The organism is Beijerinckia sp. L45, from assembly GCF_009765775.1.
Lineage (GTDB): Bacteria > Pseudomonadota > Alphaproteobacteria > Rhizobiales > Beijerinckiaceae > RH-AL1.
In genome coordinates this window covers 126,253-138,957 of sequence record NZ_LMUU01000168.1, presented here as the reverse complement: position 1 = coordinate 138,957, position 12,705 = coordinate 126,253, and the positions used below count along the sequence as shown (strand labels likewise).

The following is a 12,705-nucleotide window of genomic DNA, read 5'->3' as shown; positions in this document are numbered from 1 at the left end:
AACTTATGATCCCGAGGACCACCAACGAGCCAGTAACTGCCGTGGTCACCCTCAAACCCGCGTTGGCGACCACACGGATGTCGACACCTAGACCTAACGCCGCCATTGAAACCGTGGTGAGCAGGTTGGCCAGGAACGCCGTAGGTTCGAGTATCGGCGTTGGGATCCATCCCGCCGTACGGATTGCAGCGATGATGAGAAAGCCGACGATGAACCATGGCACGAGCTGATGTATCGCAAGGTGGCCGCTGGCGGGTCGCTCGCCCGCGGTAACATCCGGCGCCGGCTCGTCGGTCTCCTCCCGCAGTTTCGACGCCAACAACGACATCGCGAGAACAACAGGCCCCAACATCAGCACGCGCACGAGCTTCACCACGGTGCCAACCTGGTTGCTCAGCGCACCGATCGGCAGGGTCGCCGCCAGCACTTGCGGCACGGCGTAGACGGTGAGACCGGCCATAACGCCATATTGCGTCAGCGACATCGACAGAAGCGGCACGAGGAGCGGCAGCAGAAGCACGACGACAACACCAAGCACTGCGGTGAAGGCGATGGACGAGGCGACGTCTTCGCCGTCGGCGCCGATAACGGGCGCCACCGCGGCGATCGCTGAATTGCCGCAGATCGAATTGCCGCAAGCAACGAGGATCGCCATCCGCTTCGGTAAGCCGAGCGCGCGGCTTATCCCGTAGCTCGTGACGATCGCGATTACGACGACCACCGCGATCCCGATCAACAAGGCCGGACCAATCGCGAGCACGGCTCGCACGCTGACCGACGCTCCAAGGAGCACGACAGCGACTTCGAGCAGGATCTTCGCACTGAAGTCGATCCCCTCGTGCCACGTGTCGGAAGGTGTCCACGCCGTACGTACGGCGACCCCGAGTAGGATGGCGAAGACCAATGCCTCAAGCCAGGCGCGCCCGACCAAGTGGACTTCAATGGCCTGGAGACCATAAGCCAAGGCGGTGACAAGGACACAGAAACCGATTCCCGGCAGTAACCCGTTGGAACGGGCCATAACGGAACGTGGTTCGACAGCTCGGATAGGCAATATGATACTCCTGACGGTGCACCTTTGCCCACCTATGATCGTTCAGTCCATTTCATAAAACTGCTTGTTCCGTTCGACTGCTTCGAACGGTTTCCCTTTCGAGGTACTTGTCGGCCTATTCCCCGGAAGCCTGCCGTATCAAACTGGACAATGGATCTAATTAGAACCGCGTCGTGATCGCAATCAGCCAGTCCGGTGTTGCCGTCACGAGGGCCGTTTCGATCGACTTGTCCGATCCCGTCAGGATCGCGACGGCGACGACGACGAGCACCACGCCGAGTGCGGCCTTGGCGCCCTTGCCCATGCCAATCATCCGGTTGCGCCACCGCATGAGGACTTCGCGCGATAGCATCCCTAGCAGCAACATCGGCACCGCGGCACCGAGCCCGAAGAGGAGCATGGTCAGTGCGACCGCTGCCAGATCCTTGCCCTGCGCGGCGAGCACGGACGCCGCGCCGAGCGTCGGCCCGACGCACGGGCTCCAGACAGCGCCGAGGAGAAGGCCCACGCCGAACTGCCCGCCAAGGCCGGTGGTGGAAAAACCGCCGAAACGTTGTTCCGTCCAATTGCTGACGGGACCCGCCGCTGCGGCGAGACGGACCTGGGCGACAGGGACGACGAGCACGAGGCCGATGAGCAGCAGCATGACCGCTGCGGCGCGTCGGAAGACGTCGCCGTCGAGCCCGATTTCGAACCCGACCGTGGCGACAAACAGGCCGATCGCCACGAAGGAGATCGACAAGCCGGCGGCGAGCGCCGCTGGTCCGAACCGATGTTCGGACGCCGCCGCGCCGAGGACAAGGGGAAGCAGCGGCATCACGCAAGGCGAGAATACCGACAGCAATCCGGCGAGAAACGCGAGCGCGAACGTCACGACGACGGCTTAGACGGCGCTGTCGAGAAGCGACGCGATCGCATCGGGCTTCGTCTCGCCGGTCGAGCGGGCCTCCTCCTTCGCGCCCTTGTAGGCGATCAGCGTGCTCTGCATCGTCGCGCCGAACTTGTGGACCAGCGCCTTCTGCGAGTCGAAGTCGATGTTGAAGGTCACGAGATCCTTGAATTTCGGCTGCGCAAAAAGCTTGGCCAGGATCGGCCGCTGCGCTGCGCAGGTCGTGCACCACGGCGCGGTGATCTCGACCAGGATCGGCTTGCCGGCCTTCTGCGCCGCGTCGAACGACGCCTGATCGAACGGCATCGTCTCGGCCGCTTGGGCTGCCGTCGTTCCGGTCTCGAAGGGCGAGGACGGATCGCTCGGGAGATTGAGGAGGGCGGCAGCGGCAGCAGCCGCGATAAGCGCGAACTTGATCGACATGCAGGCATCCTCTGATGACGAAGGCGTTTGGTGGCATTGTCCACCGTATCGGCCGCCCGGGTGGTTCCCCGGGTACACCAGACGCGATATCAGGGCGGCAACGACGCGTCTGTAACCTACGTCACGCCGATGATCGGTCGAAGGACAGGGGGCGCGCGACAGTGGGTGGAACGTGGGCAACAGCCATAAACTGGATCAGTGGATCGAGCGTTTCCCCTTCATGAAAGGTCTGCCGTCGGACGACCTGACGCGGGTCACCAAGGTCGTTCAGTTTCCGGTGCTTGATGCCGGTCAGATTGCTTACGAGCAGGAGGCATCCTGCGACAATTATCTGATGTGCCTCGAAGGGCGGACCCGGGTCTTCAAGCTTTCCAACGGCGGACGTGAGATGCTCATCTACAAGGTGGAGGGCGGCGGGACCTGCATGCTGACGACCCAGTGCCTCCTGTCCCGAAGCAACTTCCCCGCCGAAAGCATAGCCGAGGAAAGGACCGAACTCGCCGCCATCCCGGCAAGCTGGTTCCACGTGTTCATGGCCGAGATCCCCGCGTTTCGCGACTTCGTGATCACGGACTACACGAAGCTGCTTGGCGCGATGTTTTCCTTCATGGATCAAGTCGCCTTCTCGACGATCGAACAGCGTCTCGCGCGGCGCCTGCTGGCGGAGGCCGACGGCGCCCAGATGGTCGGCAAGACGCATCAGCAATTGGCGGCCGATGTCGGCAGTGTCCGGGAGATGGTCAGCCGCCACCTTGGAGAGTGGGAACGCAGCGGCTGGGTACGCACGAGCCGAGGTAAGATTGAAATCCTTGACGGGGCCGCCTTGGCGTCTCGCCAGAGCCGCTAACGACCAGACCAGATCGCGCCGACGTACCACTCAGTTCGTGGCCTTGTAGCCGCGCGCCTTGTCGAGGTTCTTGGCCTTGTCGAGCCCCTTGGCACCCGTGAAGTTCGTGCCGTCGAGTTCGGCGCCGGTCAGGTCGGCGTCGGTGAAGTCCGCGCCGCTGGCATCTGCTCCCGTGAGAACCGCGCGGGACAGGTCGGCGCCCGCGAAGTTCGCCCCCTTCAGGTTGGCGAAGCTCATGTCCGCGTGGCCCATGTTGGTCTTCGAGAAGTCGGCCCCTTCCAGGTTGGCGCTGCCCATTTCCGTATGCATCAGTCCCATGGACTGGTTCTTGAGATGGGCCGAGATGTCGCCGCCGGAGAACTTCGCGCCGCGCAGGTCGCCGCCCGTGAAACGCGCCTGGACGCGGGCGCCCGTCATGTTGGCGCCCTTGAAGATCGGGATCTCGCCCGTCGTCGCGGTCAAGCCTTGCGCGACGACGGGGGCGACGAGGCTCGCGTCCGTCAGGTTGGCATCGGTGAAGTTGGCGTGGATCAGCCAGGAAAGGTTGAGGTTCGCACCCGTGAGATCGGCCCGGGTCATGTTCGCGTCGGCGAGCTTGGCCCCGTAAAGGTTTGCGCCTTTCAGATCGGCGCCGGTGAAGTCCATTTTCGACAAGTCGAGATTTCGCAACGACTTTCCGGCGAAATCCGCGGGATGGTCGGACTTCGCCGCAGCCAGCGCGCTCTTAACCTGCTCGACCGTGACGTTGGCGGCCATGTCTGGATCGACGGGGTTCATGGCCATAGCAGAGCCCGAAAGAGAGACGAGCAGAAGTGTAGCAGTGACGGTCTTGAACATGGTGGTTTCCTCCGGCTTTTATAATTATCAAGGCTTGTGCACCAGCTCGTCCTTGCTGTCGGTGACCTAAGTCACCGATGGGCGCTTTCCTGTACTTCTGGCTCTACTTGCCCTGTGCAGGGATTGAAGGTTCGCCACCGACAGGCGAGCCGCCGCGTTGCTTCGCACGTGCGTCCGCAACGGACTGCCGGAAGCCGGCAAAGTCGAGTTCCTGAGCCTTTATGTACGGGCCGATCAGGAAGACGGGCGTGCCTTGCAGATGCATGGCGTCGGCTTGGGACAGCGTACGCTGAAGGAGAGCCGTGACGTCGGTATCGTGCGCCGCCAAGTCCTTGTTCAGGCGATCCACGTCGATCCCCGCAGCCCGTACGGCTGCCTTCACGGCTTCAGGGGTCGCCGGACGAAGCTTGATCGCCATGAGGGCGTCATGGGCCTGTACGTACTTTCCTTGGTACTTGGATGCGAGCGCGACCTTCGCTTCGAGAACGGACGAGGCGGCGAGGATCGGCCAATCCTTGTAGACGACGCGTACGCCAGGATCGCTCGCGATGAACCGGTCCAGTTCCGGCGTCGAGCGACGGCAGAACGGACAGTTGTAGTCGAGGAAGGCGACGATCGTTACGTCGCCGTTTGGGTTACCGGCAACGGGCGCGTCCGGGTCATGAAGCACGCTCTGCACGAAGGCATCCTTAGACGGCCCGTCCGCACGTGCAGGAAGCGTCATCGTCGCGGCAAGCGACACCAGAGCGCTTCGGATTATCGCTCCACGCTTCATGTTGGACCTCTCTCCCGGGCAGGCGTGCCGCAGCATGCGGAGACACCGCCGCGTCGTTCTTCCTGGATCGGCGGACAGGGAACGGTGCCGTAGGAACAGAAGACGCAGCAATCACCCGCCTTCGGGCGGAGTGTGTGACCGCAAACACAATCGTAGCGGATCATGCAGGCGTTGACCGGCATCGTTTCCGCTTGGCTCGTGCCACAAGTGGGACAGGTCAATGTCGAGCGCGTCGTGATAGCCTCTTTGGTGATCATCAGAGCTGCCCGACGCCGCGGTAGATCATGTAGAACGCGACCACGAAGATCAGACTGGCGAAGAGCGTGTTCAGCACGCCCTTGTTCGCCGACATTCGTCGTGCCAGGAAGCACCCGAGCTGGCCGCCGGCGATACCGCCTCCGATGAACAAAATGGCTAGGGGCCAACTAATAAGGCCTGAGAACGCATAGCTCAGCGCCGTGGTCAGTCCGAAGGCGCAAACAGCGACGAGGGACGATCCGACCGCATTGATGATGGGCATACCCGTCGAGGCGATCAGCCCCGGGACGATCAGAAAGCCGCCACCGATCCCGAAGAACCCAGAGAAGATTCCCGTCAGTGCGCCGAACCCGAGAACCTTGGGCGCCTTCTCCCGCGTGCATTCCGCGCCCGCGTTGCCCAGGTTGCCGCGCGAACGGAACATGAGAACGCCGACGACGAGCATCAGCACCGCGAAGAGCAACAACAACTTCTGGCCGTTGAACGCCTTGCCCAACGTCGATCCGACAAGAGTACCAAGGACGCCTGCAGAGCTATAGAGACCAGCACATCGCCATTTGACCATTCCGTGACGAGCATGATCAAAGAGGCCGGTGGCCGCATTTATGGCCACCGCGAAGGCACTCGTACCAATCGCCACGTGGGGGTTCGGCACCCCAACGAGATAGACCATCAGCGGCACCGCGAGGATCGACCCGCCACCGCCGAACATCCCGAGCGCGAAGCCGACGAGAGAACCCGACAGAACGCCGAGGCCGTATTGCATGGGATCGAGAACCACGAGCGCGCCTCCAGGCCGGACGATCAGCTTCTGTGCGGCTTCGCCAGGAGTTCGCGCCCCTTCAGCATGGCCTGCCAGTAAAGAGCTGGCAGAGCCTTGGCTTTGAGCTGCCACGCGAGCCTCGATGGTTTCAGATCGTCGATCAGCCACTTCGGGAAGCTTGGGACGCGTCTGCCACCATAGGCGAACTCCGCAAGAACCACCTTTCCGCGCTCGACGGTCAGTGGACATGATCCATAGCCGTCGTAGGTAAAGTCGGCGCCCTTCTTGGTTCGACCCATGTCCAGCAGGATGTTCTCGGCGACAACGGGCGCTTGCTTGCGGGCTGCCGCCGCCGTTTTGGCGTTCGGCGCGCTCATCACGTCGCCCAGGCTGTAAATGTCGGGATAGCGCTTGTGGCGAAGCGTCGCCTGATCGACGTCGATCCAACCGGTGTCGCCCGCCAGGGGACTTGACCGAACGAAATCTGGCGCCTTCTGGGGCGGGACGACATGCAACATGTCGAACTTGCGCTCGACGATCTCACTGCTTCCATCGCTCGAGGTTTTCTTGAACCACGCCGTCTTGGCGGCGCCGTCGACTCTGATGAGGTTGCACCCAAAAGACAGGCCGATCCCGTAGGCTTTCACGTATTCCATCAATGGCGGGACGTAGTCGGCGACGCCGAAAAGCACGGGGCCGGCGTTCAGGAACTCGACATCTATCGCCTTGAGAACCCCTTCGCTCCGCCAGGTGTCGCAGGACAGGTACATCGCCTTCTGAGGGGCGCCGGCGCACTTGATCGGCATTGGCGGTTGGGTGAAAAGTGCCGATCCGCCCTTCAGTGCCTCGACGAGCTTCCAGGTATAGGGCGCCAGATCATAGCGATAATTCGATGTGACGCCGTTTTGCCCAAGCGTCTCGCTGAGCCCTTCGATCGCGTCCCAGTCCAACTTCAATCCTGGCGCGACGACCAGTTTCTCGTAGGTGATCGTGCGCCCATCTTCCAAGGTAACGCTTCGTCCGTCCGGATCGAACGTGGCGACGGCTACCTTAATCCAAGTAACGCCACTCGGCATGACGCTCGTCATGCTTCGGCGCGTTTCCTCGGGGGTGAAGATGCCGGCGCCGACCATCGTCCAACCGGGTTGATAGTAGTGCACGTCGTCCGGTTCGATGATGGCGATGTCGAGATCGGTCGCGCGAGCGAGCAGGCTCGCGGCAACCGCAATGCCACCAGCGCCGCCGCCAACGATGACGATGCCATGGGCCAGCGAGACGACGTTATTCCGAACATCATGGGTTGAAGTCGATACTCCGATCAGACCGGCGGCCTTGGCGAGCGTTGTCGTCCGCTTGCCCGACGCGCAGTATCCAAGGATCGGCTTCGGAAGCTCGTCGAAGGCCTCACGGAAAGCGGCGACATCGGCATGGGTAACTTTTCCAGGCACGACCGGAACGTAGCGGGCCTGAAGCCCGTGCTTCTTCGCCTCGGCAGCGATCGCCGCGAAAGAAGGCTGACCTGCAGCTTCGCCGTTCGGGCGGTCGCAGATGATCGACTTGTATCCGGCGGCTGCCGCTTCCGCGACGTGAAACAATTCGAGTTGCGAGTGGGACGATAGTTCGTCGGTCAGGCGCGTCGCATCCATGGTCATTTTCCTTCCAAGCCGCCCAACGAATTCATTCTACAATTTATATAACTTGATATTGACATCTCGTTCAGCTGTCAATAGGCTTCGCGGATAGCGGGTTCACTTGCGGATTTACGCAACTGATAGAAGGAAAGCGCATGGTGCCGTCTGATGTAGAGGTCGTCCCAGTTCAACGGGCGGCGCCGTTGACGATCGGGTGTGCCGCGCCTCTCTTCTCGACCCGAACCACCATGGGCGACCGTGCGCTCGCGCAATACCGGGGTCGGTGGCTGGTCTTCTTCTCGCATCCGGCAGACTTCACGCCGGTCTGCACCAGCGAGTTCATCGCATTTTCCAAGCACCACGATCGTTTTCAGGCGATCCAATGCGATCTGATGGCCCTGTCCGTGGACAGCCTGTTTTCGCACGTGGCCTGGGTGCGGGCGATCGCCAAGGAATTCAGTGTCGTCGTACCGTTCCCCATTGCTGAAGACCCCTCGATGGCGATCGCGGCAGCTTACGGCATGATCCACGAAGCCGCCCCCGACAGTGCGACCGTCAGGGCGACGTTCATCATCGATCCCGATGGCATCATTCGCGCGACGATCTGGTATCCGATGACGATCGGGCGCTCCGTCTCCGAGATCCTGCGTCTCGTCGAGGCCCTTCAATTGTCCGATGCCGAGGCCGTCTCAATCCCGGAGGGGTGGCAACCCGGCGGCGATGTCATCGACGCGCCATCCTTGGACATGACCGGAGCCGAGGAGCCAGCCCGTGACGATGCGGCCTGGTTCTATCGCACCCGCAAACTGGTCGTTTCGTGATGGCTTCGCTGATCCCACCCATCGTCAAGGGATTTTACGACGAGCGTACCTTCAGCATCCAGTACGTTGCCGCTTGTCCACTGACGAAGAAATGCGCAATCATCGATCCCGTCCTCGATTTCGACGAGAAGTCGGGCGCGACGGCGACGATCTCCGCCGATGCGATCCTCGCTTACGTCGCTGAAAACGGTCTGACGGTGCAATGGATACTGGACACCCATCCGCACGCGGATCACCTCTCCGCCGCGGACTATCTGCGGACCAAGACGGGCGCACCCACAGCCATCGGCGCTCACGTGGTCGAGGTTCAGGCGCTTTGGAAAGCCATCTACAACTGGCCCGATCTCGCGTGCGACGGCTCGCAGTGGGACAAGCTTTTCGAAGAAGGCGAGCGGTTCATGGTCGGCGATGTCGAAGCGCGCATCCTGTTCTCGCCCGGGCACACGCTCGCCTCGATCACATATCTGATCGGAGACGCCGCGTTCGTCCACGATACGCTGTTCATGCCTGACAGCGGAACGGCCCGCGCGGACTTTCCCGGCGGCAGCGCCGCGCGGCTTTACGGATCAATTCAGGATATTTTCGCGCTCCCCGATACGACCCGCGTCTTCACCGGACACGACTACAAGGAAGGCGGCCGCGACGCCGGCTGGGAAAGCACCGTCGGCGAACAGAAGACCAAGAACATCCACTTTGCCTCGAACCCGACGCAGGATGACTTCGTGAAGGTCCGGGAGGCGCGCGACAAGGCGTTGCCGATGCCGCGCTTGATCCTCCATGCCTTGCAGGTCAACGTCCGAGCCGGCCGCCTTCCAGATCCGGAATCGAACGGTCGACGCTATTTCAAGTTTCCGCTGGATGCCCTGGGAGGCGCGCCTTGGGCATGACTCAGATGCTGGCACTCGGTGACGTCGAACCGGCCGCTGACCTTCTCAAAAGTCTCGCAAATCCACAACGATTGATGATCGTCTGCACTCTTGTCGAAGGCGAGCGGTCTGTCGCCGACCTCGAACGCGCGTTGGCGATCCGGCAGCCATCCTTATCCCAACATCTTGGTAGCCTGCGCGAGGCCGGCATCATCGCGCCGCGGCGGGAAGCCAAGTCGGTGTACTACAGGCTGAGCGACGAGCGCGCGATACGAGTCATTGAAACGCTTCATGCGATCTTCTGCAAATCGGAATCGAAGAAGACAACCGCAATCAAGAAGCCGGTCGCGGCCATTCCACCGAAATCTCAGGCGCGATCACTTCCAACGGAAGCGGCCCGGTTCGCTCGTGTCGGAGGTTAGATAGGCATGGCCCATTACATCTTGCCTTGCCTTGGCGGACTCTTGATCGGGGTTTCCAGCGCTGTATTTCTGGCGCTGAACGGAAGGGTCGCAGGCATCAGCGGAATCTTGGGTGGCATTCTCCACAAGCCTACCGAAAGCTGGCTTTCCAGCATCCTGTTCGTCGTCGGCCTTGTCCTCGGTCCCTTGGTGTATCGTTCGATGCTGGGAACGTTTCCGATCGTCCGCGTCGAAGGATCGTTGCCCATTCTTGGGGTCGCCGGTCTTCTCGTCGGGTACGGCACCCGTCTCGGATCTGGTTGCACGAGCGGCCACGGTGTCTCCGGGCTCGCGCGTCTCTCGCCTCGATCCATCGCGGCCGTGGTGACGTTCCTCGTATCGGGTGCGGTTACGGTATCCGCGATGCGAGCCTTCGCGTGACCGCCTTCCTCCGCCTCGTCGTATCGCTGACGTGCGGGCTCGTTTTCGGCTTCGGTCTGTCTTTATCCGGGATGCTTGATCCCACGCGAGTGCGCGGCTTCCTCGACGTCTTCGGTCATTGGGACCCAAGCCTCGCTTTCGTCCTCGCCGGAGCGGTCGCCGCTTCATACGTCGGCATCCAGATGACCAAGCGCATGCGCAAGCCGATCCTCGCTTCTTCGTTCGATCTTCCGTCGAAGAAGCAGGTCGACGCACGACTGCTCGTTGGGTCAGCTATGTTCGGCGTTGGATGGGGGATGTCCGGCCTGTGTCCCGGACCGGCCATCGCCTCGCTGGCGTTGGGGCTCGTGCCGACAATGGTTTTCACGGCCACGATGCTCGTCGGCATGGCCCTCTTCGCGCTTTTGAATTTTGCTGGGCCGAAAGGAGTTTCAAATGGATAGACGAACGTTTCACCGTGTTGGACTGGGCATTATTGCAATGTTCGCACCCACCTACGCCGAAGCGTCTCCAGCGGAGGTCGAACGAACTGCCGCCCAACTTCATCGCGTGAGCATACAGGTCAGCACCGACGATCACAGGACGCAGGAACTCGCCCTCACGAACGCTCGGAACTTCGCCGCGTATTACAAGGAAAAAGGCGAAGCATTCGCGATCGAAGTCGTCGCTTTCGGTCCAGGTTACGGCATGCTTCAACAAGACGTTTCCAGCGTCGGAGCGGTCATCGCGAACCTCATGCAAGACTTCGGCACCTCACTTTCTTTCTCTGCCTGTCAAAACACACGTAGGGCCATAGCGAAGGCAAAGGGCGTGAAGCCAGACGAAATTACTCAAATCCAAGGTGTTAGAGACACGCCAAGCGGCGTCGTGCGCCTTGCCGAATTACAAAAGCAGGGGTGGAGCTACATCAAGCCTTAAGTACCAAAGGCTGTCCGAGCTTCTCTCTTCCCTTAAGAAAGAAAAGCTATGAACAATTAGGATTTGAAGGTCCGGTTTCGGTTCAACAACTTGATCCCGAGAATGGCGTGTTTGGGCGCAAAGCCGAAGGTTCCGTTACCGACCGGCCTGGCTTCCTACCCCCCTCGAACGATGCGGCTGCAGGAAGGGCGCGAGCGCTACCATGCCGGCGCTGACGGCGCACATCAGCCACAGGCTGGAGCCGAACGAGGATGAGGCGTCGCGAAGGGCGCCGACTGACAGGGGGCCGAAGGCAGCGATCAGATAGCCAACCGTAAGCACGAAGGCGGTCCAGGTGTTGGCCGATTCGACACTGTCGGTGTTGTCCAAGGGCAACGTCATGCCGAGGCTGAAGCCACCGCCGAGGCCCAAAGCGGCAACCGATACGCTGACAAAGGGAGCAGCCATCGGAGCTAAGGCGAGCGAGACGATTCCAGCCGTTGTCAGCAGACCGCAAAGGAGAAGCCAGAAGCGCCGATCCTCCGACTTGCTCCGCCAGCCGAAGGCGAAGGTGGCCACTGTGAAGGCTGCGGTAAAGGTCGCCAGTACCAGGCCCGCCTTGGACGTTGAGAAGCCGGCCTCCCGGTAGATGGATGCCGTCCACGACACGAAAGCGTAGAAGAGGAAGTTGTCGAAGGCGAAGTAGAGCGCGACGCGCCAGGCGGTGCCGTTGCGGACGGGCAGCGCGACCTTGGCGGCCGGGAGGCTCGGTGCCCGATGCGCGCCGCGCGCAACAACGAGCCAGGCCGGGATCGCGATGACACCAAGGAGCGCCCACATTCCGATCGCCTCGCGCCAGCCGCCAAACGCGCCGGCCGCGACCGGCCCCGTCAGCGCTGCCGATGCCGTACTGCCCGTAGAAAGGGCCATCGCGTAGATTCCCATCAGGAGCGCCGCCTTCGTGGGAAAGCTTGCCTTGATAAATCCGGCGATCAGCGTGCCGGCGATGGCGATGCCCGCACCGACGCCAGCCGTTGCCAGCAACAGGATGAGCGCGTTCGGTGCGAAGGCGCGTGCCGCCATGGATACCAGAAGCAAGCTCAGGGCGGCGATCACGACCCTGTCGCGGCCGAAACGGCGCGCGAGCGACGGTGTCGGCAGCGCCAGCAGACCCATGAGGAAATCGGGGATCGTCGTCATCAGCGCCGCAACGGAATGCGTAAGCGCGAAATGCTCGCGGATGGCGGGGAGGACCGGTCCAATCGAGACGATACCGGGCCGCAAGTCGATTGCGACGAGCACGATCGCGGTGATGGCCACCCAGGGGCTGGCGCGTTCGGATGCCGTGGCGTGCTGGGCACCGGGCGCGTTCCGCGGAGTCAGATCATGCATGCGGACGCCTCATTATGTTGGCACGTCGATGGATGCGTCAGCTCGCCTATGGCTCACACCGAAACAATACGCGTTTTCACGAAGGCGACGGCTAGCGATAAAGAATCAGAGCATCCCAGAAGTAGCGATATACTGACTATTAAATTTGAGCGCGCCGCTGAAGGCACCGCGCGGAGGGACATCGAAGCGTTGGAGGTCGAGGTCAAGACAAGCAAACGTGCCAAGAGAGCTCTCCTTAACCGCGGGATCGTTACGGCATCGGCGCGATAAAAAGACCGACGGACGCCGCCTGTGTCCCGCTGATCTGAAGCGTCACCGGGCTTGCAGCGAGCGTCACACGAATACTCTTGCGTACGCCACGGCAATCGGCGGCTCCCGTAAAAGCCAACGGCTTGACTATATGGCCATCT

15 protein-coding genes and 1 pseudogene are annotated in these 12,705 nt (G+C 61.8%); 7 read left to right on the top strand and 9 right to left on the bottom strand.

Annotated features, from left to right (window positions below; all coding sequences use genetic code 11):
- From GSQ79_RS18790 to GSQ79_RS18780, 3 genes are all read right to left on the bottom strand, one after another.
- Positions 1-1,021: YeiH family protein (locus GSQ79_RS18790; RefSeq protein ID WP_158810189.1), on the bottom strand; the 1,021-nt coding region annotated here is incomplete at its 3' end.
- Between the two features lie 193 nt (positions 1,022-1,214).
- Positions 1,215-1,928: a cytochrome c biogenesis CcdA family protein gene (locus GSQ79_RS18785; protein WP_256379040.1), complete on the bottom strand. Its 714-nt coding sequence runs from the start codon at positions 1,926-1,928 to the stop codon at positions 1,215-1,217.
- Positions 1,929-1,937: 9 nt separating this feature from the next.
- Complete coding sequence (locus tag GSQ79_RS18780) at positions 1,938-2,366, bottom strand: thioredoxin family protein (RefSeq protein WP_158810188.1); 429 nt, start codon at positions 2,364-2,366, stop codon at positions 1,938-1,940.
- Positions 2,367-2,538: 172 nt separating this feature from the next.
- Here GSQ79_RS18780 and GSQ79_RS18775 point away from each other — a divergent pair, with 172 nt between their 5' ends.
- Positions 2,539-3,213: a Crp/Fnr family transcriptional regulator gene (locus tag GSQ79_RS18775; protein WP_158810187.1), complete on the top strand. Its 675-nt coding sequence runs from the start codon at positions 2,539-2,541 to the stop codon at positions 3,211-3,213.
- Positions 3,214-3,243: 30 nt separating this feature from the next.
- On the opposite strand, the gene GSQ79_RS18770 is transcribed toward GSQ79_RS18775, so the two are convergent.
- The 5 genes from GSQ79_RS18770 to GSQ79_RS18750 form a co-directional block, all read right to left on the bottom strand.
- On the bottom strand, positions 3,244-4,050 hold the full coding sequence (locus GSQ79_RS18770) for a pentapeptide repeat-containing protein (protein WP_158810186.1): 807 nt from the start codon (positions 4,048-4,050) through the stop codon (positions 3,244-3,246).
- A gap of 103 nt (positions 4,051-4,153) precedes the next feature.
- Positions 4,154-4,792: a DsbA family protein gene (locus GSQ79_RS18765; RefSeq protein WP_246725431.1), complete on the bottom strand. Its 639-nt coding sequence runs from the start codon at positions 4,790-4,792 to the stop codon at positions 4,154-4,156.
- A gap of 29 nt (positions 4,793-4,821) precedes the next feature.
- Complete coding sequence (locus GSQ79_RS29690; protein ID WP_158810185.1) at positions 4,822-5,082, bottom strand: GDCCVxC domain-containing (seleno)protein; 261 nt, start codon at positions 5,080-5,082, stop codon at positions 4,822-4,824.
- The gene (locus tag GSQ79_RS18755; protein ID WP_158810202.1) at positions 5,082-5,864 is read right to left on the bottom strand and encodes a sulfite exporter TauE/SafE family protein; all 783 of its coding nucleotides are present in this window, start codon (positions 5,862-5,864) and stop codon (positions 5,082-5,084) included. The genes GSQ79_RS29690 and GSQ79_RS18755 overlap by 1 nt, the downstream gene beginning before the upstream one ends.
- Positions 5,865-5,887: 23 nt before the next feature.
- Positions 5,888-7,492 (bottom strand): bifunctional protein tyrosine phosphatase family protein/NAD(P)/FAD-dependent oxidoreductase, encoded by a 1,605-nt coding sequence (locus tag GSQ79_RS18750; protein WP_158810184.1) that lies wholly within the window; start codon positions 7,490-7,492, stop codon positions 5,888-5,890.
- Between the two features lie 140 nt (positions 7,493-7,632).
- Between GSQ79_RS18750 and GSQ79_RS18745 the strand changes: the two genes are divergently transcribed.
- From GSQ79_RS18745 to GSQ79_RS18720, 6 genes and pseudogenes are all read left to right on the top strand, one after another.
- Positions 7,633-8,298 (top strand): peroxiredoxin, encoded by a 666-nt coding sequence (locus GSQ79_RS18745; RefSeq protein WP_158810183.1) that lies wholly within the window; start codon positions 7,633-7,635, stop codon positions 8,296-8,298.
- Entirely contained in the window at positions 8,298-9,185 is an 888-nt protein-coding gene (locus GSQ79_RS18740; RefSeq protein WP_158810182.1) for an MBL fold metallo-hydrolase, read from the top strand. Before GSQ79_RS18745 ends, GSQ79_RS18740 begins: the two co-directional genes overlap by 1 nt.
- Positions 9,182-9,472 (top strand): annotated as a pseudogene (locus GSQ79_RS18735) (metalloregulator ArsR/SmtB family transcription factor); the annotation flags it as partial. The gene GSQ79_RS18740 and the pseudogene GSQ79_RS18735, both read left to right, overlap by 4 nt.
- Positions 9,473-9,592: 120 nt before the next feature.
- Positions 9,593-10,006, top strand: coding sequence for a YeeE/YedE family protein (locus GSQ79_RS18730; protein ID WP_158810181.1), 414 nt, complete (start codon positions 9,593-9,595; stop codon positions 10,004-10,006).
- Positions 10,003-10,449: a YeeE/YedE family protein gene (locus tag GSQ79_RS18725; protein WP_158810180.1), complete on the top strand. Its 447-nt coding sequence runs from the start codon at positions 10,003-10,005 to the stop codon at positions 10,447-10,449. The genes GSQ79_RS18730 and GSQ79_RS18725 overlap by 4 nt, the downstream gene beginning before the upstream one ends.
- Entirely contained in the window at positions 10,442-10,924 is a 483-nt protein-coding gene (locus GSQ79_RS18720; RefSeq protein ID WP_158810179.1) for a hypothetical protein, read from the top strand. The genes GSQ79_RS18725 and GSQ79_RS18720 overlap by 8 nt, the downstream gene beginning before the upstream one ends.
- Positions 10,925-11,059: 135 nt before the next feature.
- Here GSQ79_RS18720 and GSQ79_RS18715 read toward each other — a convergent pair whose 3' ends face one another.
- Entirely contained in the window at positions 11,060-12,295 is a 1,236-nt protein-coding gene (locus GSQ79_RS18715) for a CynX/NimT family MFS transporter (RefSeq protein ID WP_174243243.1), read from the bottom strand.
- Positions 12,296-12,705: the final 410 nt, after the last annotated feature.